The organism is Pseudomonas sp. TE3786 (assembly GCF_054057335.1).
Window position 1 is genome coordinate 150,208 of record NZ_JBSRZF010000005.1, and the last position, 25,527, is coordinate 175,734.

27 protein-coding genes are annotated in these 25,527 nt (G+C 60.8%); 25 read left to right on the top strand and 2 right to left on the bottom strand.

Features of this window, described 5'->3' with window-relative positions; genetic code table 11:
• The first annotated feature begins 121 nt into the window (after positions 1–121).
• From ACVW0Y_RS08150 to ACVW0Y_RS08260, 23 genes are all read left to right on the top strand, one after another.
• Positions 122–1,429, top strand: a complete 1,308-nt coding sequence (locus ACVW0Y_RS08150) for a flagellar hook-length control protein FliK (RefSeq protein ID WP_457437430.1) — start codon at positions 122–124, stop codon at positions 1,427–1,429.
• Between the two features lie 337 nt (positions 1,430–1,766).
• Complete coding sequence (gene fliL, locus ACVW0Y_RS08155; RefSeq protein WP_457437432.1) at positions 1,767–2,321, top strand: flagellar basal body-associated protein FliL; 555 nt, start codon at positions 1,767–1,769, stop codon at positions 2,319–2,321.
• A 9-nt stretch (positions 2,322–2,330) separates the two neighbouring features.
• Positions 2,331–3,296 carry a flagellar motor switch protein FliM gene (gene fliM, locus ACVW0Y_RS08160; protein WP_108097037.1) on the top strand — a complete coding sequence of 322 codons (966 nt, stop codon included), beginning with the start codon at positions 2,331–2,333 and terminating at the stop codon, positions 3,294–3,296.
• A gap of 47 nt (positions 3,297–3,343) precedes the next feature.
• Positions 3,344–3,805 (top strand): flagellar motor switch protein FliN, encoded by a 462-nt coding sequence (gene fliN / locus ACVW0Y_RS08165; protein WP_457437434.1) that lies wholly within the window; start codon positions 3,344–3,346, stop codon positions 3,803–3,805.
• Between the two features lie 3 nt (positions 3,806–3,808).
• Entirely contained in the window at positions 3,809–4,258 is a 450-nt protein-coding gene (gene fliO, locus ACVW0Y_RS08170; protein ID WP_457437436.1) for a flagellar biosynthetic protein FliO, read from the top strand.
• Positions 4,258–5,010, top strand: a complete 753-nt coding sequence (fliP, locus tag ACVW0Y_RS08175) for a flagellar type III secretion system pore protein FliP (protein ID WP_457437437.1) — start codon at positions 4,258–4,260, stop codon at positions 5,008–5,010. Before fliO ends, fliP begins: the two co-directional genes overlap by 1 nt.
• Positions 5,011–5,037: 27 nt before the next feature.
• The gene (fliQ, locus tag ACVW0Y_RS08180) at positions 5,038–5,307 is read left to right on the top strand and encodes a flagellar biosynthesis protein FliQ (protein ID WP_110618444.1); all 270 of its coding nucleotides are present in this window, start codon (positions 5,038–5,040) and stop codon (positions 5,305–5,307) included.
• Positions 5,308–5,310: 3 nt separating this feature from the next.
• On the top strand, positions 5,311–6,087 hold the full coding sequence (gene fliR / locus ACVW0Y_RS08185; protein WP_457437438.1) for a flagellar biosynthetic protein FliR: 777 nt from the start codon (positions 5,311–5,313) through the stop codon (positions 6,085–6,087).
• 3 nt (positions 6,088–6,090) lie between these two features.
• Positions 6,091–7,227, top strand: a complete 1,137-nt coding sequence (gene flhB / locus ACVW0Y_RS08190; RefSeq protein ID WP_457437439.1) for a flagellar biosynthesis protein FlhB — start codon at positions 6,091–6,093, stop codon at positions 7,225–7,227.
• Between the two features lie 228 nt (positions 7,228–7,455).
• Positions 7,456–9,579 carry a flagellar biosynthesis protein FlhA gene (gene flhA / locus ACVW0Y_RS08195; RefSeq protein WP_457437440.1) on the top strand — a complete coding sequence of 708 codons (2,124 nt, stop codon included), beginning with the start codon at positions 7,456–7,458 and terminating at the stop codon, positions 9,577–9,579.
• A 15-nt stretch (positions 9,580–9,594) separates the two neighbouring features.
• On the top strand, positions 9,595–10,932 hold the full coding sequence (flhF, locus tag ACVW0Y_RS08200) for a flagellar biosynthesis protein FlhF (protein ID WP_457437441.1): 1,338 nt from the start codon (positions 9,595–9,597) through the stop codon (positions 10,930–10,932).
• Positions 10,933–11,042: 110 nt separating this feature from the next.
• Positions 11,043–11,882, top strand: coding sequence for a flagellar synthesis regulator FleN (gene fleN / locus ACVW0Y_RS08205; RefSeq protein WP_178086456.1), 840 nt, complete (start codon positions 11,043–11,045; stop codon positions 11,880–11,882).
• Complete coding sequence (gene fliA / locus ACVW0Y_RS08210; protein ID WP_178086455.1) at positions 11,879–12,625, top strand: RNA polymerase sigma factor FliA; 747 nt, start codon at positions 11,879–11,881, stop codon at positions 12,623–12,625. The genes fleN and fliA overlap by 4 nt, the downstream gene beginning before the upstream one ends.
• Before the next feature lie 84 nt (positions 12,626–12,709).
• Positions 12,710–13,084 (top strand): chemotaxis response regulator CheY, encoded by a 375-nt coding sequence (locus ACVW0Y_RS08215; protein WP_172147048.1) that lies wholly within the window; start codon positions 12,710–12,712, stop codon positions 13,082–13,084.
• Positions 13,085–13,103: 19 nt separating this feature from the next.
• Complete coding sequence (locus ACVW0Y_RS08220; protein WP_457437442.1) at positions 13,104–13,892, top strand: protein phosphatase CheZ; 789 nt, start codon at positions 13,104–13,106, stop codon at positions 13,890–13,892.
• Between the two features lie 11 nt (positions 13,893–13,903).
• Positions 13,904–16,174 (top strand): chemotaxis protein CheA, encoded by a 2,271-nt coding sequence (locus ACVW0Y_RS08225; RefSeq protein ID WP_457437443.1) that lies wholly within the window; start codon positions 13,904–13,906, stop codon positions 16,172–16,174.
• A gap of 137 nt (positions 16,175–16,311) precedes the next feature.
• On the top strand, positions 16,312–17,445 hold the full coding sequence (locus ACVW0Y_RS08230; protein WP_457437445.1) for a protein-glutamate methylesterase/protein-glutamine glutaminase: 1,134 nt from the start codon (positions 16,312–16,314) through the stop codon (positions 17,443–17,445).
• A complete protein-coding gene (locus ACVW0Y_RS08235) occupies positions 17,445–18,185 on the top strand; it encodes a flagellar motor protein (protein WP_457437446.1) in 741 nt (246 codons plus the stop codon). The genes ACVW0Y_RS08230 and ACVW0Y_RS08235 overlap by 1 nt, the downstream gene beginning before the upstream one ends.
• A gap of 15 nt (positions 18,186–18,200) precedes the next feature.
• Positions 18,201–19,073 (top strand): flagellar motor protein MotD, encoded by an 873-nt coding sequence (gene motD, locus ACVW0Y_RS08240; RefSeq protein WP_457437447.1) that lies wholly within the window; start codon positions 18,201–18,203, stop codon positions 19,071–19,073.
• A 50-nt stretch (positions 19,074–19,123) separates the two neighbouring features.
• Complete coding sequence (locus tag ACVW0Y_RS08245) at positions 19,124–19,912, top strand: ParA family protein (protein WP_457437448.1); 789 nt, start codon at positions 19,124–19,126, stop codon at positions 19,910–19,912.
• An 88-nt stretch (positions 19,913–20,000) separates the two neighbouring features.
• Positions 20,001–21,026 carry a CheW domain-containing protein gene (locus ACVW0Y_RS08250; protein ID WP_457437450.1) on the top strand — a complete coding sequence of 342 codons (1,026 nt, stop codon included), beginning with the start codon at positions 20,001–20,003 and terminating at the stop codon, positions 21,024–21,026.
• Between the two features lie 98 nt (positions 21,027–21,124).
• Positions 21,125–21,604: a chemotaxis protein CheW gene (locus tag ACVW0Y_RS08255; RefSeq protein WP_122451109.1), complete on the top strand. Its 480-nt coding sequence runs from the start codon at positions 21,125–21,127 to the stop codon at positions 21,602–21,604.
• 3 nt (positions 21,605–21,607) lie between these two features.
• The gene (locus tag ACVW0Y_RS08260; protein WP_457437451.1) at positions 21,608–22,012 is read left to right on the top strand and encodes a DUF2802 domain-containing protein; all 405 of its coding nucleotides are present in this window, start codon (positions 21,608–21,610) and stop codon (positions 22,010–22,012) included.
• A gap of 100 nt (positions 22,013–22,112) precedes the next feature.
• Here the strand turns inward: ACVW0Y_RS08260 and ACVW0Y_RS08265 are convergent, their stop codons facing one another.
• Both ACVW0Y_RS08265 and fliK read right to left on the bottom strand, forming a co-directional pair.
• Positions 22,113–22,445, bottom strand: a complete 333-nt coding sequence (locus ACVW0Y_RS08265) for an EscU/YscU/HrcU family type III secretion system export apparatus switch protein (RefSeq protein ID WP_457437453.1) — start codon at positions 22,443–22,445, stop codon at positions 22,113–22,115.
• The gene (gene fliK, locus ACVW0Y_RS08270) at positions 22,442–24,013 is read right to left on the bottom strand and encodes a flagellar hook-length control protein FliK (protein WP_457437454.1); all 1,572 of its coding nucleotides are present in this window, start codon (positions 24,011–24,013) and stop codon (positions 22,442–22,444) included. The genes ACVW0Y_RS08265 and fliK overlap by 4 nt, the downstream gene beginning before the upstream one ends.
• A gap of 201 nt (positions 24,014–24,214) precedes the next feature.
• Here fliK and ccmA point away from each other — a divergent pair, with 201 nt between their 5' ends.
• Both ccmA and ccmB read left to right on the top strand, forming a co-directional pair.
• Positions 24,215–24,850, top strand: coding sequence for a cytochrome c biogenesis heme-transporting ATPase CcmA (gene ccmA, locus ACVW0Y_RS08275; RefSeq protein WP_457437455.1), 636 nt, complete (start codon positions 24,215–24,217; stop codon positions 24,848–24,850).
• On the top strand, positions 24,847–25,518 hold the full coding sequence (gene ccmB / locus ACVW0Y_RS08280) for a heme exporter protein CcmB (RefSeq protein ID WP_457437456.1): 672 nt from the start codon (positions 24,847–24,849) through the stop codon (positions 25,516–25,518). Before ccmA ends, ccmB begins: the two co-directional genes overlap by 4 nt.
• Positions 25,519–25,527 lie beyond the last annotated feature (9 nt).

Sequence of the window (25,527 nt, forward strand, 5' to 3'; positions counted from 1 at the left end):
CGTTCCGTAGGAGCGGCATCAGCCGCGATGCTCTTATTCTTCAGCTATTTCAGCCTTGATACAAAGTTGGCCCAGCCTTTGCTATCTCTCCTGCACGACCCACCCGCACGGAGAGTGCTCAATGTCCGTTGCCTCAGATCCACTCCTGAATTCCGCCCCTGTGGCGAAGCCGCAATCAGCGCCTGCCAAGTCTCAGCAAAAATCGGCTGAGCCCAGCAACGACGATGCTTCCAGCTTTGCCAAGGTGTATGCCAAGGAGCGCCAGGACAAGGCTGTCGACCGCAACGAAGCGGCGGCAAAATCCAAGCAGGCCAAGTCCAATGACAAGGCTGACGATAAGCAAGCGGCCGAGGAAACCCCGGCAGCGGCAAGCAAGGATGAGCCGGCGGTTGCCGATAGCGGCAATCCCTTGCCGACCGATCCGGCCGACGCCGACCCGGTCATCGATCCGATGATTCTGTTGGCCATGGCCGGCCAACAGTTGCAGCAGCCGACCACCCCGCAAGACGCTACTTCGCCGACCACCGGCGAGGGTGGCTCCGGCCTGGAGATCCCGCTGTCGCTCACCGGTCTCACCACTGCGCAGATCACCCAGACCGAAGATGACGGGCATGATCCGCAAGTCGACGCCATGAGCGAACTGCCAGGTGTCGACCTGATGCTGGATCTGGCCGCCAAGGCGCAAGCGGCGACCCAGAAGGGTGGCAGCAACCCATCGGCCGCCCAGGCCGGGCAGACCGGTGGCCAGGACTTCGCCGCCGCCATGGCGCAACTGACGGCCAAACCTGAGGGGGGCGAGAGTCAGGTGACCGATGAGCTGGCGCTGCTCGACAAGGGCAAGGACGGTATCGAAGCGCTGAAGGACAGCAACGCTGATCTGCACGGCGATGCTTTCGCCAACAAGCTCAGTGCGCTGAATCAGGCGGTCAACCAGCAGGTCACCCAGGCCCAGCGCACGCCAGTAGTCCCGGGGGCGCCGGTGTCCATGCAGCAGGGCGTGTGGACCGACGAGGTGGTGGACAAGGTGATGTGGATGTCCAGCCAGAACCTCAAGTCGGCCGATATCCAGCTTGATCCGCCAGACCTCGGACGCCTTGAGGTCCGTATCAATATGAGCCAGGACGCGGCTACCCAGGTGACCTTCGCCAGCCCCCACGTGGGTGTGCGCGATGCGGTAACCGAATCCATGCACCGCCTACGGGAGATGTTCACCCAGCAGGGCATGAGCATGGACGTCAACGTTTCCGATCAGTCGCTGAACCGCGGTTGGGCCGGGCAGAACGGTAACGACGGTCAGCAGAGCCGTGGTGGTTCCAGTGGCGGCAACAGCCTGCTGGGTGGCGATGAAGAAATCAGCGTGAGCACCAGCGAGATCCGCAGCAGCGGTTCTATGGCCGGTGGCCGCGGCCTGGTGGATTATTACGCTTGAACCGCCTCGCCTGATTGCCAGGCACTGGTGATCTAGACTGACAACGCCCGCTTACTGTTCTGGTAAGCGGGCGTTGGCGTTTCTGCGCCGCCGCAACAGGCTGCGCCAGAACCCTCTGCGCAGAAACCTACGGGCAGATAAGCTGCAAAAAAGGCGGGACGGAAAACCGGCGCAGGGCAAAGTTGCTGGTATATTCCCCGGCAATGTTGGCGGTATCCATCAGCGATCAATTGTCATGCAAACAGCTTGTTAGCACTCGTGCCTGGCAAGCTGGCATAACACTTGCTCCTAACCCTTTGAACACGGATAGAATTCCGATCAGTGACGGATTATTGGCATGGCGAAGAAAGAAAAAGCGGCACCACCGGCTGACGGCTCCGCTCCGGCACCCGGCAAGGGCAAGCTGAAGCTGATCATTCTGCTCGTGGTCGGGCTGTTGATCGCCGTAGGCGGCTCGGTGGGTGCCACCTGGTTCTTCCTGCACAAAAGCGCGCCGACGGCCGAAGCTGGCAAAGAAGGCGAACACGGCGCAGCCGAAGAGGGCAAAGGCCCGGACGGCAAACCGCTGAAGAAAGAAGCGATTTACGAAGTGCTGGCACCGGCCTTTATCGTCAACTTCAACGTCAACGGCCGTCAGCGCTATATGCAGGTCAGCGTTGCCCTGATGGCTCGCGACAAAGACAAGCTGGATGCCCTCAAGGCCCATATGCCGGTGCTGCGCAACAACCTGGTGTTGTTGTTCTCTGGGCAGAGTTTCGACAACCTGGCCACCCCGGTAGGCAAGGAAATGCTGCGTCAGCTGGCCACCGCCAGCGTGCAGGAGTTGGCCAAGAAAGAAGTCGGCGATACCACCGTCGAGCAAGTGCTGTTTACCAATATCGTCCTTCAGTAGGAAACGCAGATGGCCGTCCAAGACCTGTTGTCCCAGGATGAAATCGATGCCCTGTTGCATGGCGTCGACGACGGCGCGGTGGAAACCGAAGACGCCGCCATCCCCGGCAGCGTCAAGAGTTACGACCTGTCCAGCCAGGACCGCATTGTGCGCGGGCGTATGCCCACCCTGGAAATGATCAACGAGCGCTTCGCCCGCTACACCCGCATCAGCATGTTCAACCTGTTGCGTCGCTCTGCCGACGTAGCGGTGGGCGGCGTGCAGGTGATGAAGTTCGGCGAATACGTGCACTCGCTGTACGTACCCACCAGCCTCAACCTGGTGAAAATGAAGCCGTTGCGTGGCACCGGTCTGTTCATTCTGGACGCCAAGCTGGTGTTCAAGCTGGTGGATAACTTCTTCGGCGGCGACGGCCGTCACGCCAAGATCGAAGGCCGGGAGTTCACCCCCACTGAACTGCGCGTGGTGCGCATGGTGCTGGATCAGGCCTTTGTCGACCTCAAGGAAGCCTGGCATGCGGTGCTGGATGTGAACTTCGAGTATATGAACTCGGAAGTGAACCCGGCCCTGGCCAACATCGTCAGCCCCAGCGAAGTGGTGGTGGTCTCGACTTTCCATATCGAGCTGGACGGTGGTGGCGGCGACCTGCATGTGACCATGCCTTATTCGATGATCGAGCCGATCCGCGACATGCTCGACGCCGGCTTCCAGTCCGATGTCGACGATCAGGACGAACGCTGGGTCAAGGCCCTGCGCGAAGACATTCTGGACGTCAGCGTGCCCCTGGGAGCCACTATCGCCCGGCGTCAACTGAAGCTGCGCGACATCCTGCATATGCAGCCCGGCGATGTGATCCCGGTGGACATGCCTGAAGAGATGATCATGCGTGCCAGTGGTGTACCGGCCTTCAAGGTCAAGCTCGGCGCACATAAAGGCAACCTGGCGTTCCAGGTGCTGGAACCGATTGAACGCTGATACCAGCAATCCATTAATTAGCATGACCCCCGCAAGGCGAGGAACACATGGCAGACGAAGAAGAAACCTCCCCCGAAGAGCAGGCACTGGCCGACGAATGGGCTGCGGCACTCTCCGAGGCTGGCGATGCGAGCCAGGACGATATCGATGCGATGCTCAACCAGAGCGCCAGCGAAAATGCTCCGCCGCGTGCACCGATGGAAGAGTTCGGCAGCTCGCCGAAAAACAACCTGCCGGTGAGTATGGAAGGGCCGAACCTGGATGTGATTCTGGATATTCCAGTGTCCATTTCCATGGAGGTGGGCAACACCGAAATCACCATTCGCAACCTGCTGCAGCTCAACCAGGGTTCGGTGATCGAACTCGACCGCCTGGCCGGAGAGCCATTGGACGTGCTGGTCAACGGCACCCTGATCGCCCATGGCGAGGTGGTAGTGGTCAACGAGAAGTTCGGCATTCGCCTGACCGACGTGATCAGCCCTAGCGAACGTATCAAGAAGCTGCGCTAAGCCATGACCAATCTGTTTTGCCGTCCGCTGACGGCGTTGATGCTGGCGGGGCTGCCCCTCCTGAGCCAGGCCGCTGAGCCTGGCAAAGCCGTTGCCTCGCCGATGGCCGAGGGCGGTATGGGTGGCCAGCTGGTGCAGGTGCTGTTGGGCCTGTTACTGGTGATCGGCATGATTTTCGTGCTGGCCTGGTTGCTGCGTCGGGTGCAGCAGATCGGCCCGCGTGGCGGTCAGGTGATCAAGCTGGTGGCCACTCAGGCGCTGGGTCCGCGGGATCGGCTGGTGCTGGTGCAAGTGGGCAATGAGCAGATTCTGCTCGGCCTCAGTGCCGGGCGCATTACCCCCCTGCATACGCTGAAGGAGCCGGTGCATCTGCCAGACGTCGAAGTCGCCACGCCAGAGTTTGCCCAGCGCCTGATGGAGCTGTTGGGCAAGGATCAGAAGGACAAGCCTTGATGAGTGTGTTGCGCCTTCTGTTGGTGGTGGGCTTGAGTCTGGTGGCACCCCTGGTGGTGGCCGCCGACCCGCTGAGCATGCCGGCCATTACCATGACCACCAACCCGGCAGGGCAGCAGGAGTATTCGGTCAGCCTGCAGATTCTGCTGATCATGACGGCGCTGACGTTTATCCCAGCGTTCGTCATGCTGATGACCAGCTTCACCCGCATCATCATCGTGTTTTCCATTCTGCGTCAGGCTCTGGGCCTGCAGCAGACTCCGTCGAACCAGATTCTCACCGGGATGGCGCTGTTTCTGACCATGTTCATCATGGCACCGGTATTCGATCAGGTGAATCGCGACGCCTTGCAGCCCTACCTGAATGAGCAGATGACCGCCCCGGATGCCATCGCCAAGGCCGAGGTGCCGGTGAAGAATTTCATGCTGGCGCAAACCCGTTCTTCGGACCTGGAGCTGTTTATCCGGCTGTCCAAGCGCACTGACATTCCTTCGGCCGATCAGGCACCGCTGACCATCCTGGTGCCGGCGTTTGTGACCTCGGAGCTGAAAACCGCGTTCCAGATCGGTTTCATGATCTTTATCCCGTTCCTGATCATCGACCTGGTGGTCGCCAGTATCCTGATGGCGATGGGCATGATGATGCTGTCGCCGCTGATCATTTCCTTGCCGTTCAAGATCATGCTCTTTGTGCTGATCGACGGTTGGGCCCTAATCATCGGCACCTTGGCCAGCAGCTTCGGCGGCACTTAAGCGCCGAACCGGGCCAGGAGAACGCACATGACCCCAGAAGTAGCGGTAGACCTGTTTCGCGAAGCCCTGTGGCTCACCGCCGTGATGGTGGCGATCCTGGTGGTGCCGAGCCTGGTGGTGGGCCTGATCGTGGCCATGTTCCAGGCGGCGACGCAGATCAACGAACAGACCCTGAGCTTTCTGCCGCGCCTGCTGGTGATGCTGGTAACCCTAATCTGGGCGGGCCCCTGGCTGATCCGCTCGTTTATGGAATACATCACCAACCTTTACACCAACATTCCGTTCCTGATCGGCTAGGCCATGTTCGAGCTGAGCAGTGAGCAGATCGGCACCTGGGTGGGCAGTTTCATGCTGCCGTTCTTCCGTATCGCCGGGTTGCTGATGACCATGCCGATCATCGGTACCCAACTGGTGCCGATGCGCGTGCGCATCTACCTGGCGCTGGGTTTTACCCTGGTGATCTTCCCCAGCCTGCCTCCAGCGCCGCAGCTCGATGCGCTGAATCTGGCCGCGGTGCTGATGATCGCCAAAGAGATTCTGGTCGGGGTGATGCTCGGCTTTGTTCTCCAGCTGTTTTTCCATGCCTTCGTGATTGGCGGGCAGATTCTCGCTACGCAGATGGGCTTTGGTTTCGCCTCGATGGTCGACCCCACCAACGGCGTGTCGGTGGCGGTGATCGGACAGTTCTACACCATGCTGGTGACCTTGCTGTTTCTGGCCATGAACGGGCACCTGGTGGTGTTCGAGATCATGGCCGAAAGCTTTGTCACCCTGCCGGTGGGCACCGGCCTGAGCACTAACCACTACTGGAGTGTCGCCACCGGTCTAGGCTGGGTATTGGCTGCCGGGTTATTGCTGGTGCTGCCGGCGATCACCGCGCTGCTGGTGGTGAACATCGCCTTTGGTGTGATGACCCGGGCGGCACCGCAGTTGAACATTTTCTCCATCGGCTTTCCGCTGACCCTGGTGATGGGCTTTGTGATCATTTGGATCAGCCTGTCGGACTTTCTTTCTCACTATCAACAGTTGGTGAGCGATTGCCTTCAGTTGTTACGCGAATTGGTACAGGCGAAATAACGCATGGCCGAGAACGAGAATGGCGCGGAGAAAAGTGAAGAGCCCACGGACAAGCGACGCAAGGAGTCGCGAGAAAAGGGCCAGATCGCACGTTCGCGCGAGTTGAATACCTTTGCCGTGCTGGTGGCTGGTGTCGGTGGCCTGATGAGCTATGGCGGCGCCATTGGCGACGCGATGATCCGCATCATGAAGGACAACTTCACCCTCAGCCGCGAACTGCTGATGAACGACGGCAGCATGGCCCTGCAGTTTGAAAGCTCTATCTACGTGGCTTTGCTGGCTTTGTTTCCGTTGTTTATCGTGCTGCTGGTGGCCTCGATAGTCGGCCCGATCGCCCTGGGGGGCTGGCTGTTTTCCGCGCAGTCGATGGCACCCAACTTCGGCCGTCTGAACCCTTTGCCGGGGATCAAGCGCATGTTTTCCGCCAAGGCCGGCCTGGAGCTGCTCAAGGCCTTGGCCAAGTTCGTACTGGTGCTGATGGTGGCCCTGGTGGTGCTCAAGGCCGATACCCATGACCTGCTGGCACTGGCCAATGAGCCGCTGGAGTCGGCGATCATGCACAGCATCCAGGTGGTCGGGCGCAGCGCCATGTGGATGGCCTGGGGGCTGATCCTGATCGCGGCGGTGGATGTGCCGTTCCAGCTGTGGGACAACCGGCAAAAGATGCTGATGACCAAGCAGGAAGTGCGCGACGAATACAAAGACAGCGAAGGCAAACCCGAGGTCAAACAGCGCATCCGCCAGATGCAGCGCGAGATGGCCGAGCGCCGGATGATGGCTGCGGTGCCGCAGGCCGACGTAGTGATCACCAACCCGACCCACTTTGCCGTGGCGCTCAAATACGATCCGCAAACGGGTGGGGCACCGATTCTGCTGGCCAAGGGCGGTGACTTCGTCGCCCTGAAAATCCGCGAGATTGCCAATGAGCACAAGGTGATGGTGCTGGAATCGCCGGGTCTGGCGCGGGCGATTTTTCACTCCACCGACCTCGACCGGGAAATCCCCGCCGGCCTGTATCTGGCGGTGGCCCAGGTACTGGCCTACGTCTACCAGCTGCGCCAGTTCCGCTCCGGCAAAGGCAAGCGACCCGAGCAGCTGAAAGACCTGCCGATTCCGCCAGATCTACGTCGCGACGAATAGTCTTCGACGAAGGTTGGGGCGGTCCGCATTCGGTGAGCGCAGCAGATCTGCACGCGGAGCTCGATGGTCTCCCTGTTGCGCCGGCCCGTGTTGGGCTTCGCCTTCGGCGCAACCCAACCTGCGCCGCTCCACTAAACCTTTCCCGCATGCAAGAAGTTGGACGACTTCTTGCAAAAGCCCCGTTAGCGACGCATTTGCGTCAAAAGATTGAACCGACGAGGTAGGGCTGTGGCAGTAGATCGCACACAACTGATAGGCAACGTACGCACCAACCTGTCCGGGTTGCGTAACGGCAATCTGGGTATTCCGTTGCTGTTGCTGGTGATGCTCGGCATGGTCATGCTGCCGGTGCCGCCGTTCCTGCTCGACGTGCTGTTCACCTTCAGCCTGGCCTTGGCCATCGTCGTCCTGCTGGTGGCGATCTACGCCCTGCGCCCGCTGGATTTCGCCGTATTCCCGACCATTCTGCTGGCTGCCACCTTGCTGCGCCTGGGCCTCAACGTGGCCTCCACGCGGGTGGTGTTGCTACACGGCCAGGAAGGTCACGACGCTGCCGGTAAGGTGATCCAGGCCTTCGGTGAGGTGGTGATCGGCGGCAACTATGTGGTCGGTATCGTGGTGTTCGCGATCTTGATGATCATCAACTTCGTGGTGGTCACCAAGGGTGCCGGGCGGATTTCCGAGGTGAGCGCGCGCTTCACCCTCGACGCCATGCCCGGTAAGCAGATGGCCATCGACGCCGATCTCAACGCCGGGCTGATCGACCAGATCGAAGCCAAGAAGCGCCGCAGCGAAGTGGCGCAGGAAGCCGACTTCTACGGCTCCATGGACGGTGCCAGCAAATTCGTTCGGGGTGACGCCGTCGCCGGCCTGCTGATTCTGTTTATCAACCTGATCGGTGGTATAGCCATCGGTATCTTCCAGCACAGCCTGAGCTTCGGCGATGCCGGCCGCATCTACACCCTGTTGACCATCGGTGACGGTCTGGTGGCGCAGATCCCGTCGCTGCTGCTGTCCACCGCTGCCGCGATCATGGTCACCCGGGTTTCCACCTCGGAAGACATGGGTGCCCAAGTTACCCGGCAGATGTTCGCCTCGCCGCGCGCGCTGGCCGTGGCTGCCGCACTGATCATCGCCATGGGCCTGGTGCCCGGCATGCCGCATTTCTCGTTCCTCAGCTTGGGCCTGGTGGCTGCCGGTGGTGCCTATTGGATTGCCAACAAACAGCGCAAGATCACGGTCGCAGAAGTCGCCGAAGTACAACGCCAGCAGGAGTTGCTGCCGGCCCAGCGCGCGCAGGAAGTCAAAGAACTGGGTTGGGATGATGTGACCCCGGTGGATATGGTCGGCCTGGAAGTGGGCTATCGCCTGATTCCACTGGTGGACCGCAACCAGGGGGGGCAACTGCTGGCGCGGATCAAAGGGGTACGCAAGAAGCTGTCCCAGGAAATGGGCTTTCTGATGCCCTCGGTGCATATCCGCGACAACCTCGATCTGCAGCCCAACGCCTATCGCCTGACCCTGATGGGCGTCAGCCTGGCCGAGGCCGAGATCTACCCAGACCGCGAGCTGGCGATCAACCCCGGGCAGGTGTTCGGTCCACTCAACGGGGTGGCCGCCAAAGATCCGGCGTTCGGTCTGGACGCCGTGTGGATCGACCAATTCCAGCGCGATCAGGCGCAGTCCCTGGGCTACACGGTGGTGGACGCGAGTACCGTGGTCGCCACCCACCTCAACCAGGTGCTGCACAAGCATGCCCATGAGCTATTGGGGCATGAGGAAGTGCAGCAGCTGCTGCAACTGCTCGCCAAGGGCTCGCCGAAGCTGGCTGAAGAGTTGGTGCCGGGTGTGGTGTCGCTGTCGACCTTGCTCAAAGTGCTGCAGTCGTTGCTGCAAGAGCAGGTGCCGGTACGGGATATCCGTTCCATCGCCGAAGCTATCAGCAATGTTAAGAGTCAAGATCCCGCCGCGATGGTGGCTGCGGTCCGCGTCGCGTTGTCCCGCTCAATCGTGCAAAGCATTGTGGGACTAGAGCCGGAGCTGCCTGTGATCACCCTTGAGCCAAGGTTGGAACAGATATTGCTCAATAGCCTACAGAAGGCCGGTCAAGGCTCCGAGGATGGCATTCTCCTGGAGCCGAGCATGGCCGAGAAGCTGCAGCGTTCCCTGGTGGATGCCGCGCAGCGCCAGGAAATGCTCGGCAAACCAGCCATCCTGCTGGTAGCCGGTCCGGTCCGGGCGATGCTCTCGCGGTTCGCACGGTTGGCAGTACCAACCATGCACGTGTTGGCCTACCAGGAAATTCCAGACAACAAGCAGGTCACCATCGTTGCCACGGTGGGTCAGAACTGAACTGAGGCTTAGGTCATGCAAGTTAAACGCTTTTTCGCCGCCGATATGCGTCAAGTCATGAAGTTGGTTCGCGATGAGCTGGGCGCGGATGCGTCCATCATCGGCACGCGCCGGGTTGCTGGTGGCGTGGAACTGACTGCCGCCCTGGACTACCAGGCGCCGATGATTCCTGCCCGTCAGCCCAACCCTGAGCTGGAAGTCGAGCTGCGTCGCACTCAGTCGATGCTGGTGTCGGCCCATGCCGATCTGGCTAGCCGCGTGTCTGGTGAAAAAATGAAAGACGGCCAGCTGTTCGCCAACGAGTCCATCGTTGCGCCTGAGCTGCCGGCATCCTTTGTCCGCCCGGAGCGGCCAAAACCTGCCGCGGCGGTGGCTCCGGCTGCAGAACCGGTACGGGCGGTGGCAACCGACCAGCGCAGCCTGGATGCCATGCGCTTTGAATTGAATGGCCTGCGGGAGCTGATTGAAGTGCAACTGGGCTCGATGGCCTGGGGGCAGATGCAAAGCCGTCGTCCGCAACAGGCGGCCCTATGGCGTCGTCTGCAGCGCATGGGCCTGCCGGCCGAGCTGTCGCGGGTGCTGCTGGAGCGCGTCAGCAAGGTGGCGGAGCAACGTCAAGCCTGGCGCATGATCCTCGCCCACCTGGCCCATGCGATTAAAACACCGAAGGTCGAGCCACTGGAGGAGGGGGGCGTGATTGCCCTGGTGGGCCCGGCTGGGATGGGTAAAACCACTACACTGGCAAAAATGGCCGCCCGTTATGTGCTCAAGTACGGCGCGCAGCATGTCGCGTTGGTGAGCATGGACAGCTACCGTATCGGTGCCCAGGAACAACTGAAAACCCTGGGGCGGATTCTCAATGTGTCGGTGACTCAGGTAGATCCGGGGCAGTCTCTGACCCAGGCGCTGGAGCCGCTGGCGCGCAAACGTGTGGTGCTGATCGATACCGCCGGCTTGCCAGGTAGCGATCCGGCCCTGCACATGCAGTTGGAAACCTTGGCCGGTCGCGGGGTCAAATCGAAAAATTATCTGGTTTTGGCCGCTACTAGCCAGAGCCAAGTGCTCAAGGCCGCCTACCATAGCTATAAGCGCTGCGGCCTGAGTGGCTGTATCCTTACCAAGGCCGATGAAGCGACCAGCCTGGGTGAAGTATTAAGTCTGGCTATAAGCCAGCATCTACCGGTAGCCTATCTGGCAGACGGTCCACGGATTCCGGATGATTTGCATGTACCACGCAGCCACCAGTTGGTGAGCCGGGCAGTGAGCCTGCAGGCGCCACAGGATCCCAGCGAGGATGCGATGGCCGATATGTTCGCCGGGCTGTATCAGAATCCGGCGCGCCGAGCAGGCTGAACAGCCAGGTCAGCGTTCGAGCAATAAAGTTTTCAGGCGTTTCGGTCGCCCTCTAAGGGCAACCTGAACGTAACCAGCCAAGTGGCCCCAGTCGAAGCTAGACAAGGTGTGTGGATAACATGGGTATGCATCCCGTACAGGTGATCGCGGTGACCGGCGGCAAGGGTGGCGTCGGCAAGACCAATGTCTCGGTCAATCTATCCCTGGCCCTGGCTGATCTGGGTCGGCGAGTGATGCTGATGGACGCCGACCTGGGCCTGGCCAACGTCGACGTGCTGCTGGGGCTGTCGGCCAAGCGCACGCTGGCGGACGTCATCAGTGGTGAGTGCGAATTGCGTGATGTGCTGCTGCAAGGTCCGGGCGGTATCCGTATCGTGCCGGCGGCGTCCGGCACCCAGAGCATGGTGCAACTCACGCCCATGCAACACGCTGGCCTGATCCAGGCGTTCAGCGATATCAGTGACAACCTCGATGTATTGGTGATCGACACCGCCGCCGGTATCGGCGATGCGGTGGTGAGCTTTGTCCGTGCGGCCCAGGAAGTGATTGTGGTGGTGTGCGATGAACCCACCTCCATCACCGACGCCTACGCGTTGATCAAACTGCTCAATCGCGACCACGGCATGAGCCGTTTCCGCGTGCTGGCCAACATGGCCCACAGCCCGCAAGAAGGTCGCAACCTGTTTGCTAAGCTGACCAAAGTGACTGATCGTTTCCTTGATGTCGCTTTGCAGTACGTCGGCGCAGTGCCTTACGACGAATCGGTACGCAAGGCGGTGCAGAAGCAACGCGCAGTTTATGAGGCCTTCCCTCGTTCCAAGTGCGCTCTGGCCTTCAAGGCTATCGCGCAGAAGGTCGACACCTGGCCGTTACCAGCCAATCCGCGCGGACATCTGGAATTCTTCGTGGAGCGTCTGGTCCAGCAACCGCTTGCTGACACGGCCGTATGACATCAGGCAATGGGCTCCGTATGTATAGCAAGGCACAGGCGCAGGACTCCCAGCACCAGTTGATCGAGCGTTACGCCCCACTGGTCAAACGCATCGCCTACCACTTGCTGGCACGTCTGCCAGCCAGTGTGCAGGTGGAAGATCTTATCCAGGCCGGCATGATCGGCCTGCTCGAAGCGTCGAAAAAATACGACTCCACCAAAGGTGCCAGTTTCGAAACTTTCGCCGGCATTCGCATCCGCGGATCTATGCTGGATGAAGTGCGCAAAGGCGACTGGGCACCTCGTTCGGTGCACCGCAACAGTCGCATGGTCAGCGACGCGATCCGAAAAATTGAAGCCAGAACTGGCAGAGACGCTAAAGATCAAGAAGTTGCGGCCGAACTCCAATTGAGTCTCGAGGATTACTACGGCATTCTTGGCGACACTTTGGGCAGTCGCCTGTTCAGTTTCGACGACCTTCTTCAGGACGGCGAACACACAGGTCTGCGCGAAGACGCTGGCGTTACCCACTTCGAGCCTTCGCGCGATCTGGAAGATGAACGTTTCCAATCGGCATTGGCAGCGGCCATTTCCGGACTGCCGGAGCGCGAACAGTTGGTGTTGTCGCTGTATTACGACGAAGAACTGAATCTCAAGGAAATTGGTGAAGTGCTGGGGGTCAGCGAATCGCGGGTCAGCCAGTTGCATAGCCAGTGTGCCGCTCGTTTGCGTGCACGCTTGAGCGAGTGGCGCGCTAGCTGAGCGGTACTGCCAGTTTCTCGATTCAACGCGCATCCAGGTGCTGGGTGCGTTTAGGACTGTACGGAGGTCGACTTGGACAAAAACATGAAAATCCTCATCGTTGACGACTTCTCAACGATGCGACGGATCATCAAGAACCTCTTGCGCGACTTGGGATTCACCAACACCGCTGAGGCAGATGACGGGACTACTGCTCTACCCATGCTGCATAGCGGCAGCTTCGACTTTCTCGTGACTGACTGGAACATGCCGGGTATGACCGGTATCGACCTGCTCCGCGCGGTGCGTGCCGATGATCGTCTCAAGCACCTGCCGGTGCTGATGGTTACCGCCGAAGCCAAGCGCGACCAGATTATTGAAGCGGCGCAAGCCGGGGTGAATGGCTATGTAGTCAAGCCGTTCACAGCCCAGGTCCTGAAAGAGAAGATCGAAAAAATCTTCGAGCGTGTTAACGGCTGATACCAGCCGTGGGGGCATTATGGCGCACGACGATCTACCCATGGGCGACCTTGAGTCGTCCTTAAAATCCAATGCCCGCGAGCTCGTTGAGAGCCTTGAAAAAGGTAATTTTGGCGACGCGGTGCAGCTTATCCACGAGCTCAATAAAGTTCGTGATCGCGGGCTTTATCACGAGGTGGGAAAACTGACGCGTGAGCTGCACAACGCCATCGTCAACTTTCAGCTCGACCCCCGTGTACCTCATGCCAAGGAAGTGTCGCAGATCACCGATGCCACCGAACGCCTGAACTATGTTGTGACCATGACCGAGAAAGCGGCTAATCGCACCATGGATCTGGTGGAGCAGAGCGCGCCGCTGGTGAATGACCTGCATTCCGAAGCTGGCACGTTGAGCGCTGATTGGAGCCGTTTTATGCGCCGCGAGTTGGGCGCTGAGGCATTCCGCGAGTTGGCAAAACGTATCGAGTTGTTCTTGGCTAACAGCGAGCGTGATAGCGCCAAGTTGTCCGGCCACCTCAACGACATTCTGCTGGCGCAGGATTACCAGGACCTCACCGGTCAGGTAATCAAGCGGGTTACCCAGTTGGTTACCGAAGTGGAAGGCAACCTGCTGAAACTGGTGCTGATGGCCAGTCAAGTCGATCGTTTTGCCGGTATTGAGCACGACCATGCGGTACTACGTGCTGAACAAGAAAAAGAAAAAGAGCCTTCTCATGGTGAAGGTCCGCAGATTCATGCCGATAAGCGTGAAGACGTCGCCTCCAATCAAGACGATGTAGACGATCTGCTATCCAGCCTTGGGTTTTAGGGAGCACACAGATGAGCTTCGGCGCCGATGAAGAAATCCTCCAGGACTTCCTGGTAGAGGCCGGCGAAATTCTTGAGCAGCTATCGGAGCAACTGGTCGAGCTGGAAAGCCGCCCGGATGACTCCAACCTGCTCAACGCGATTTTCCGCGGTTTCCATACCGTCAAGGGTGGTGCCGGGTTCCTCCAGCTCAATGAGCTGGTGGAGTGCTGCCACATCGCCGAAAACGTGTTCGACATCCTGCGCAAGGGTGAGCGGCGCGTTGACTCGGAGCTGATGGACGTTGTGCTCGAAGCACTGGATGCCGTTAACGGCATGTTCTCCGAAGTGCGTGAACGCGCGACACCAACCCCGGCATCGCCGGAGCTGTTGGCCGCGCTGTCGCGCCTGGCCGAACCGCAAAGCGCCGAAGAGCTTGCTGGTGTCGCGCCTGAATCGGCGGCCGCTGCCGAGCCTGAACCTGAACCCGAAGCAGTCGAAGCGCCAGCCCCTGCGGCGGCTTCTGGTGACATCACTGACAGCGAATTCGAGCAACTGCTCGATGCCCTGCACGACGAGCCCAAAGCGCCTGCCGCTGCGGCCAGCAGTGATGAAATCACCGACGACGAATTTGAATCGCTGCTCGACCAGTTGCATGGCAAAGGCCAGTTCGCTGCCGCCAGTGCGCCTGCCGCACCGGCTACACCGGCTAGCCCGGCCCCGGCCCCTGCCAGCGCCGCACCGGCGGCTGGCGGTGGTGGCGACGAAATCACCGACGACGAATTTGAAGCGCTGCTCGATCAGTTGCACGGCAAAGGCAAGTTTGTCGAGCCTGCTGCCGCGCCTGCTGCACCAGCTCCGGTAGCCGCCGCTACGCCGGCTGCCAGTGGCGGCGGCGACAACATCACGGATGACGAATTTGAAGCCTTGCTTGACCAGTTGCATGGTCAAGGCAAGTTCGTCGAGCCGGCTGCCCAGGCACCGGTGCCGGCTGCTGCGGCACCAGCCAAGCCTGCCGCACCGGCTGCCAAGCCCGCCGCGAAAGCCGAGCCGGCAAAACCGGCCGCGACCAAACCGGCCGCCGCTGCTCCGGCACCGGCTGCTGCGGCTGCCGATAAAGCCTCGCCAGCCACCGAAGCTGAGACCACTGTTCGGGTCGATACCGCGCGCCTCGACGAGATCATGAACATGGTCGGCGAACTGGTGCTGGTGCGTAACCGTCTGGTGCGCCTGGGGCTCAACAGCGGCGACGAAAATATGTCCAAGGCCGTCTCCAACCTCGATGTGGTGACTGCCGACCTGCAGACTGCGGTGATGAAAACCCGCATGCAGCCGATCAAGAAAGTCTTCGGCCGCTTCCCGCGTTTGGTTCGCGACTTGGCGCGCAGCCTGAAGAAAGAGATCAACCTGGAACTGGTTGGGGAAGAAACCGACCTCGACAAGAACCTGGTGGAGGCGCTGGCCGACCCGTTGGTGCACTTGGTGCGCAACTCGGTGGACCACGGCATCGAATCGCCGGAAAAACGCGAAGCGGCCGGCAAGAGCCGTGGCGGCAAAATCGTGTTGTCGGCGCAGCAAGAGGGTGACCATATCCTGTTGTCGATCTCCGACGACGGCAACGGCATGGATCCCGACGTGCTGCGCGCCAAAGCGGTGGAGAAGGGCGTGCTGGACAAAGACGCCGCCGACCGCCTCAGCGAAGCGGAATGCTACAACCTGATTTTCGCCCCGGGCTTCTCGACCAAAACCGAGATATCCGATGTGTCCGGCCGCGGTGTCGGCATGGACGTGGTGAAAACCAAGATCTCCCAGCTCAACGGCATCATCAATATCTACTCGGCCAAGGGCCAGGGCACCAAGATAGTCATCAAGGTGCCGCTGACTCTGGCGATCATGCCAACTCTGATGGTGATGCTCGGCAATCAGGCGTTCGCCTTCCCGCTGGTCAACGTCAACGAAATCTTCCACCTCGATCTGTCGCGTACCAACGTGGTCGACGGCCAGGAAGTGGTGATCGTGCGGGACAAGGCGTTGCCGCTGTTCTACCTCAAGCGCTGGCTGGTCAGCAGTGCCAAGTACGAGGAGCAGCACGAAGGTCATGTGGTGATTCTTTCCGTGGGCACCCAGCGCATCGGCTTTGTTGTCGATCAACTGGTGGGCCAGGAAGAGGTGGTAATCAAGCCGCTGGGCAAAATGCTGCAGGGCACGCCGGGTATGTCCGGGGCAACCATCACCGGTGATGGGCGTATCGCTCTGATCCTGGATGTGCCGAGCATGCTCAAGCGTTACGCGCGCCGTATCTGATTGCGGCGTGTTCGAGACTAAGCGTGAAGGCAGCAGGGAGCGTGGCATTTACTCGGAGTAAATAAGCGCTTCGCCTGCCTGCGCAGCACCAAGCGCGATGGCCCAGTGGGGCCTCGGGCGGGTTCAAAGGAGCGGTTATGGCAGTTAAGGTTCTGGTGGTGGACGATTCCGGCTTCTTCCGCCGGCGTGTCTCGGAGATTCTCTCCGCCGACTCGAATATCCAGGTCGTCGGCACTGCCACCAATGGTCGTGAAGCGATCGATCAGGCCCTGGCCCTCAAGCCTGACGTGATCACCATGGACTACGAAATGCCGATGATGGATGGCATCACTGCCGTGCGTCATATCATGCAGCGTTGCCCAACTCCGGTACTGATGTTCTCCTCGCTCACCCACGAAGGCGCGCGCGTTACGCTCGATGCGCTGGATGCCGGTGCGGTGGATTTCCTGCCGAAGAATTTCGAAGACATCTCGCGCAATCCCGAGAAGGTCAAACAGCTGCTGTGCGAGAAAGTGCATACCATCGCCCGCAGTAACCGTCGCTACAGCAGTTTCTCCAGCGCCCCGACAGCACCTGCTGCGGCACCTGCACCGGCGCATGCGCCGACCACCAGCACTACGCCCGCACGCCCCGCACCGGCTGCGCCACGGCCAACCGCCGCACCGGCTGCGGCACCTGCGGCGTCTTCCAGCGCCGCGCCGAAACGCAAGGCATACAAGCTGTTGGCCATCGGCACCTCCACCGGCGGCCCGGTGGCGTTGCAGCGCGTACTGACCCAGCTGCCGGCCAATTTTCCAGCGCCCATCGTATTGATTCAGCATATGCCGGCGGCCTTTACCAAGGCCTTTGCCGAGCGTCTGGACAAGCTCTGCCGCATCAGCGTCAAGGAGGCCGAAGACGGCGATCAGTTGCGCCCTGGTCTGGCCCTGCTGGCACCGGGTGGCAAGCAGATGATGGTCGACGGCCGTGGCACGGTGAAAATCCTCCCGGGTGACGAACGCCTGAACTATCGCCCCTGTGTGGACATCACCTTCGGCTCCGCCTCCAAAGCCTACGGCGACAAAGTGTTGGCCGTGGTGCTCACCGGCATGGGGGCCGACGGCCGTGAAGGTGCGCGTCTGCTCAAGCAGGGCGGCAGCCAGGTGTGGGCTCAGGACGAAGCCAGCTGCGTGATTTACGGCATGCCCATGGCCATCGTCAAAGCCAATCTGGCGGACGCGGTCTACAGCCTTGATGACATCGGTCGACACCTGGTGGAGGCCTGTGTCTGATGGATGTACTCAGCCTCATCGGGGTGATCCTGGCGTTCGTTGCCATTCTCGGTGGCAACTACCTGGAAGGCGGGCACGTAGGCGCGCTGCTCAATGGCCCGGCGTTTCTGATTGTGATCGGCGGCACCCTTGGGGCGGCGTTTCTGCAGACGCCAATGACAGTGTTCAAACGCTCGCTGACCACCGTGCGCTGGATCATTTTCCCGCCGCGCATCGACTTGGCCGGCGGCATCAACCGCGTGGTGGGCTGGAGCATGATCGCGCGCAAGGAAGGCCTGCTGGGCCTGGAAGCGGTCGCGGATGTCGAAGCCGACCCCTACGCGCGCAAAGGTTTGCAGCTGCTGGTGGATGGCGCCGAGCCTGAAGCCATCCGCAGCATTCTTGAAGTCGATCTGTACACCCAGGAGGGCCGCGATATCCAGGCCGCCAAGGTGTTCGACAGCATGGGCGGTTATTCGCCCACCATCGGCATCATTGGTGCGGTGATGGGCCTGATTCATGTGATGGGCAATCTCGCCGACCCCAGCATGCTGGGTAGCGGTATTGCCGTTGCTTTTGTCGCCACCATTTATGGTGTGGCGTTCGCCAACCTGTTTCTGTTGCCCGTAGGCAACAAGCTGAAAGCCATTGCCTTGCGCCAGTCGCGCTACCGGGAAATGCTCCTGGAAGGAATTCTCTCCATTGCCGAAGGGGAAAATCCGCGTTCGATCGAGCTCAAGTTGCAAGGCTTCATGGACTAAAGGCTCTGGCTGAATATGGCCCGTCGGCGGCATCACGATGAACACGAAAATCACGAACGTTGGCTGGTTTCCTACGCGGACTTCATCACTCTGCTGTTTGCCTTTTTCGTAGTGATGTACTCGATCTCGTCGATCAACGAGGGCAAGTACAAGATTCTTTCCGACAGCCTGGTGGGTGCCTTCAATCAGCCGGATAGGGCTATCAAACCGATACCCGTGGGGGAGGAGCGCCCGCTGACCACCGAGCCGGAGCGCCCGCTGGATCAGGACACGCCGGCCGGTGAAGATCCCAGCAAGGCCCTGCAGGAAATCAGTGAGGCGGTGAAGTCGGCCTTTGGCGACCTGATCAAGAGTGACCAGTTGACCGTGCGCGGCAACGAGCTGTGGATCGAAATCGAGCTGAACTCCAGCCTGTTGTTTCCCAGCGGCGATGCCATTCCCAACGATATGGCCTTCACCATTATCGAAAAGGTTGCCAAAATTCTGGCACCTTATGAGAATCCCATCCATGTGGAAGGGTTCACAGATAATCTTCCGATCAAAACCGCGCAGTTTCCCACGAACTGGGAGCTGTCTACGGCGCGGGCAGCTAGCATTGTAAGAATGATGGCCATGGATGGGGTAAACGCCGGGCGCCTGGCAGCGGTGGGTTATGGCGAGTTTCAGCCGATCGCGAATAACGCCACGGCAGAGGGAAGAGCGCGCAATCGCCGGGTAGTACTGGTGGTGTCACGCAACCTGGATGTGCGACGCAGTGTTAGTGGTGTAGGAAGTGCCCATGCACAGCCCGATGCCGCATTGGAGCGGGCTGGCACACAACCTGCACCAACACCCGCGGTGCAGCCGCCTGCGGGCGGTGCTGTCAATTCCCCGTCGCCAACCCCTTAGGTTGGCGCTTGTTCTCGGTAAGCCCTTGAGGTGCCGGGAGGATAACGAACATGAGAGTCTGGGCAGTAGCCAATCAAAAAGGTGGGGTAGGCAAGACCACCACAAGCATCGCACTGGCGGGCCTGTTGGCCGATGCCGGCAAGCGTGTGGTGGTGGTCGATCTGGATCCACATGGCTCCATGACGAGCTATTTCGGGCACGACCCGGATTCCCTGGAACACAGCGCGTTCGATTTGTTCCAGCACCAGGGCAATGTGCCCCAAGGTCTGCCCGGGCAACTGCTGCTACCCACCAGCCATCCATCCATTTCTCTGATGCCTTCCAGCACCGCGCTGGCTACCCTCGAGCGCCAGTCGCCAGGGCAGAGCGGCCTGGGCCTGGTGATCGCAAAAAGCCTGGCGCAGCTGTGGGACGATTTCGACCACGCCATTATCGACAGCCCGCCCTTGCTCGGTGTGTTGATGGTCAATGCCCTGGCCGCCAGCCAGCAGTTGGCGATTCCAGTGCAGACCGAGTTCCTCGCGGTCAAGGGGTTGGAACGCATGGTCAGCACCCTGGCGATGATCAACCGTTCGCGCAAACAGGCGCTGCCCTACACCATCGTGCCGACCCTGTTCGATCGCCGCACCCAGGCGTCCCTGAGCACCTTGCGCACGCTGCGCAATGCTTATCCCGATCATCTGTGGCCGGCTTATATTCCGGTCGACACCCGTCTGCGCGATGCCAGCCGGGCAGGGCAGACGCCTTCGCAGTTCGATGACAAGAGTCGTGGCGTACTGGCTTACCGGGCGCTGCTCAAGCATTTGCTCAGCAACGAACTGGCGGCGCAGGTCGCATAGCCATGGCGATTTTTGCTATCAAGGCTGGCTCAAGTCCGCAGCGGATGCTGCCGATATATGAATCAGTTCATTCATTCGGATTTTCTCTATGAGTCGTCCTACCGCAACCGCTACCCGCCCGCAGCTGGCTTTGCAGTCCTATCTGGACGGCCTGCTGCAGGAAGCGGCTGCCGAATTGGCCGACACGCTGCCGGCTGAGCCCGTCAGTCTGGCGGTGGTGGCCGCGCCTGTTGCCCCTGTGGCAGCCCCCGCGCTGGTGCGTCCGTTGCAGGTTGCCCCGGCACCCGTGGCCAAGCCGGCACCGGTGAGCGTTGAATCCGATGCTATTTCCCTCGATGAATTTGAAGCTGCGGTGCTCGAAGAGCAGGTGCGCGATGCGCGTCTGCAAGCGCCGCCCGTTGCCGCCAGGCCGGCTGAGGTAAAACTCGAGCGCCCGACCCTGGTTCTGCCCACCCTGGAAATGGCCAAGCCGCTGTTGATGCCAACACTGTTGGTCGAGACGCCAGCGCCGGTGGCCGAGAAGCCGGTGGCAGAAAAACCGGTTGTGGTCGCCCCGCCAGTTGTCGAGTCGCTGGTGGCGCAGCAAATCCATACCGATATGGCACCTACGCCACCTCCCTTGCAACTCGATGGCCAGCCCAGTTGGGGCGAAGAGCCGTTCGAATGCTTGCTATTCGATGTCGCCGGTCTGACCTTGGCCGTGCCATTGGTGTGCCTGGGCTCGATTTATCCGCTGGTGGGGCAGGAGCTGACGCCGCTGTTTGGTCAGCCGGACTGGTTCCTCGGTATCCTCCCGTGCCAAGCCGGCAACCTGCGAGTGCTGGACACTGCGCGCTGGGTGATGCCTGATCGCTACCGCGATGATTTCCGCCAGGGCTTGCAGTATGTGATTTCCGTGCAAGGCTACGAATGGGGGCTGGCGGTGCATCAAGTCAGTCGGTCGATTCGCCTGGACCCCAAAGAGGTCAAGTGGCGCAGTCAGCGTAGCCAGCGGCCGTGGTTGGCTGGCACGGTGATCGAACATATGTGCGCATTGGTGGATGTGGCCGTACTGGCCGAGCTTATCGCCAGCGGCGCAGCCAAGCGCTTGAGCAGTGACGGTCGCGTGCACTGACGCTGTGATGATTGAACAGCCCCGCCAGTGCGGGGCTTTAAGGTAAACGGCGGGTAACACCCGTACGCCGCGCAAGCGGCATTGATGAGGCTAGGGATATGAAGAAAACGTCCGCACAAGGTTCCGAAGATCCCATTCTGCAGTGGGTGACTTTCCGCCTGGATAACGAAACCTACGGCATTAACGTGATGCAGGTGCAGGAAGTCCTGCGCTACACCGAGATCGCTCCGGTGCCGGGTGCCCCTAGCTATGTGCTGGGTATCATCAATCTGCGCGGCAACGTGGTGACGGTAATCGACACCCGTCAGCGTTTCGGTCTGGACTCCGGTTCGGTGACCGACAACACCCGTATCGTCATTATCGAAGCCGACAAGCAAGTGGTTGGCATCATGGTCGACAGCGTGGCGGAAGTGGTTTACCTGCGCCAATCGGAGGTGGAAACCGCGCCCAACGTCGGCAACGACGAATCGGCCAAGTTCATTCAGGGCGTCTGCAACAAGAACGGCGAGCTGCTGATTCTGGTTGAGCTGGACAAGATGATGTCCGAAGAAGAATGGTCCGAACTGGAGAGCATCTGACCCATGCTCGACATCGCGCTGTTGGTGCTGGCCCTGGCCTGCGTCACGCTGGGCGGCACCTGCATCTGGCTGGCGGGGCGACAGCGCGAGTTCGTTCGTCAATTCGAGCACCAGACGCAGCGCGACGCCCTGCGCGATCAGGCGATCAAGGAACTGAAAAAACGTCTGGATACCTACCTCACCGGCAGTATCCGCATGGGCGAAGAGTTGTACGAACTGCGCCGCACCCTGGCACCGATTCCGGACAAGCTCAGTCAGATCGAGCAGCGCGATCCGAGCAATCTGTCCTTCACCCAGGCGGCGCGTTTGGTCGGCTTGGGCGCCAGCGTTGAAGACCTGACCCAATCCTGCGGCCTCAGTCGCGCCGAAGCCGAGCTGGTCAGCAAGCTCAATCAAGCCAAGCGCTGAGTTTCGTCTCGTCGGCGCTCTCGTAGGAGCGGTTTTAGCCGCGATGCTCTTGCTGTTGAAAAAACATCGCGGCTGAAGCCGCTCCTACAGGGAAGGCGGTTCAGTCCAGCAGCGGCTGCGGGGTATGCGGGGTTACATCCTTCTCGCCACCTTCATCCGGGGTAAAGCCTTCCGGGCACTTACCTTTCAGATACCAGGCAAAGGCGATGATCTCGGCGATGCTTTTGTACAGCTCTTCCGGTATCGCGTCGCCCAATTCCATTCGCGCCAGCAGGCGTACCAGCTCGGCGTTTTCGTAGATTGGTACTTCATATTCGCGGGCAATCGCCAGAATCGCTTCGGCCAGTTCATCGTCGCCTTTGGCGGTGAGGTTGGGCGCGCTCTTGCCGTCGTAGTTGAGGGCAATGGCCTGGCGGGGGGCTTGGCGTTTCATGCTTTTTCGTCGATCCAGCGTTGTTCGAGGGTGGTGCGCGGGCCTTGCGGCGGGATGCCTTGCTGACACTCCAGCTCGCCGACATTCAGCCCGGCCGCCGTGAGGCGCTCGCGCAGGGTGCCCAATTCGGTGTCGATCAGCTGTACGGTGCTGGCTTTCTCGGCCCACAGCTGACTGGTCAGGCTGCCTCGGGCCAGTTGCGCTTGCACCTGCAGCGGGCCCAGCGGAGCGATGTCGAAGGCCAGTTCGATGCGCCAGACCGGCTCTTGCTGCTGGCCTTTCTTGCCACCTTTGCCGCCGTTTTTTTCCTCCTGCGCCTCCTCGCGCTGCATTTTCAGCTGCAGCGGTACCAGGTCCTGCTGGTTGCGCATGGGGATTTCCATCTGCCAGGTGGTCAGCAGGTTGCCTTCCGGGGTCAGTTGGCTTTGTGCCAGGCTCGACAACTGGTGGGTTTGCAGGCGCGATACCGCTGCGGCGGCGAGCTTGAGCAAACTTTCCAGGTCGCCTTCATTTTCCATCTCCTGCTGCAGTTTGCTCGGCAGGGGAAAGGTCAGGCCTTGCTGCTTGAGCCCGGTCTGCCCGAGGGCACCGAGGGCGTTGCGGAGAAATACCGGGAGCGCCTGGCCGAGGTTGGCACCGATGGTGTTCGGGTTGACGGCAGTGCCGCTGGGCAAGGCCGGGAGTATTTGTGCGATCAGGCGCAGCAGGTTGGCCTTCATGTCCTGCGGCAAACCGGCGGCGTTACCGCTCAACAGTTTGGCTTCGAGAAACATGCCGCTTTTCTCCAAGGCCTGGGACAGCCCCTTCGAGTCGCCGAGCTGGGCGCTATCGGGCAGTGAGCCGAGCAGTTTGTCGATGGCACCGCGCACACCATCTGGCACGCCGTCCTTGCCGCTCAGGCCCTGCAGGGATTTCAGCAGCCCCTCCAGGGAGCCCTGGCGACTTTGCTGACTGGCCAGTTGTTGCCCCAGCTCCAACTGGTCGAGACGGCCGCTCAGGGGCAGAAAAGTAAGGGATTGATTGCTTTGCACCTGGGCCGTGAGCAGGCTGCCAACTGGCAGGTTCAGCGGGGTTTCCAGGGCCAGCTTGCTGCCGGCCAGGGGCGTATTGAGCAAGCTGACCAGCACCTTGTTGAGCACTTGCAGGGTTTGTGGCTGCACAAATGCCTGGCTGGATTCGATCTTGCCCTGAATCACCGTGCCGGGGGGCATCACCTCGCCGTCCAGGCTGGTCAGCGGGTCGCCGCCGGCCGCCACCTGCATCAGCACTGCCAGGCGGGTGTCGGAGAGGGCCGTGACCGCTACTGTGCTGCCCTGTACCAGAGGCTGATGGGTGGTGGCTTGTAGGGTGGCCTGCTGACCGCCGTTGAGCGTGACTTTGAGCAGCACCTGCTGAAAGTTCTGCGCGAGGTCTTTGACGCTCACCACTTCCGCCGTGGTGCTGTCGCCTACTGCCAGCAGATCGCCCAGCGGCTGCAGCAGTTTCACCGCTGCATCGGTCACCGAGGTGTTCGGCCGCGTGGTCGGGGTGACCGGGGGGAGTGGGCGAGTGCTACTGATTTCGCTCATCGGCGGTTTACAACCTGTCGAAAAAGCCAGCTTCGAGGGGCGGGCATGACATGTATAATGCCGCCCCGTCCGGGTCGGCCGTGCTGTTTGGCTTGCCTGAGTATAGCGGCCAAGCTTGCCTGGACTTGATAGCAAATGCAGGGCAACAACCTGCCGACCCGGATTTTCCGTCCGGCCCCTAGCCCGAAGGTCAGCCTATCCTTGAATAGCCCCTTACTCGAAGCTGTGGCGCTCGCCTGCGAGCGGGACTGGCGCATGCTCTTCGAGCGCCTGGAGCTGCGCCTGGCCGCCGGGGAAATGCTGCAGATCAGCGGCCCCAACGGCAGCGGCAAGACCAGCCTGCTGCGTCTGTTGGCCGGGCTGATGCAACCCACCGCCGGCGAAGTGTTGCTCAATGGCCAGCCGCTGGCCAGGCAACGCCACGAGCTGGCGCGCAACCTGCTGTGGCTTGGCCACGCAGCGGGCATCAAGGGCCTCCTTACCGCTGAAGAAAACCTCAGCTGGCTGTGCGCCTTGCACCAACCGGCCAGCCGCGACGCCATCTGGCAGGCGCTGGAGCAGGTTGGTCTGCGCGGTTTTGAAGACGTTCCCTGTCATACCCTGTCCGCCGGCCAGCAGCGCCGGGTGGCTCTGGCGCGGTTGTACCTCGAGCCGCCGCCACTGTGGATTCTCGATGAGCCTTTCACGGCGCTGGATAAAACCGGCGTGGCCCAGTTGGAAGCGCACCTGGCTTGGCACTGCGAGCAGGGCGGCATGGTGGTATTGACCACCCACCACGCACTGGCCCACACCCCCGCCGGTTACCGCGAACTGGACCTGGGGCAGCGCCAATCATGAGTAACGTATTTACCTTGCTGGTCGCCCGCGAGGCGCGGCTGTTGTTCCGCCGCCCGGCCGAGCTGGCCAACCCGCTGGTGTTTTTCGCCATCGTGATCGCCCTGTTCCCGCTGGCGGTGGGCCCGGAAAGCCAACTGTTGCAAACCTTGTCGCCGGGGCTGATCTGGGTAGCCGCATTATTGGCGGTATTGCTCTCGCTAGACGGCCTGTTTCGCAGTGATTTCGAAGACGGTTCGTTAGAGCAGTGGGTCCTTTCGTCGCACCCCCTGGCTCTTCTGGTATTGGCCAAGGTGCTGGCACACTGGCTGTTTTCCGGCTTGGCCCTGGTGTTGCTGGCGCCGCTGCTGGCTCTGATGCTCGGCCTGCCGGGTCAGTGCATTCCGGTTTTATTGCTCACTTTGCTCTTGGGAACCCCCGTGCTCAGCCTGTTGGGCGCAGTGGGGGCGGCGCTGACCGTCGGCCTCAAACGTGGCGGCCTGTTGTTGGCGCTGCTGATTCTGCCGCTGTATATCCCCGTGCTGATTCTGGGTAGTGGGGCGCTGCAAGCCTCGTTGCAGGGGTTACCAGTGGTCGGTTACTTGCTGTGGATGGCCAGCCTTACGGCCCTGGCCATTACCCTGACACCTTTTGCGACCGCCGCAGGCCTGGCCATTAGCGTCGGCGAATAAAAATGACGT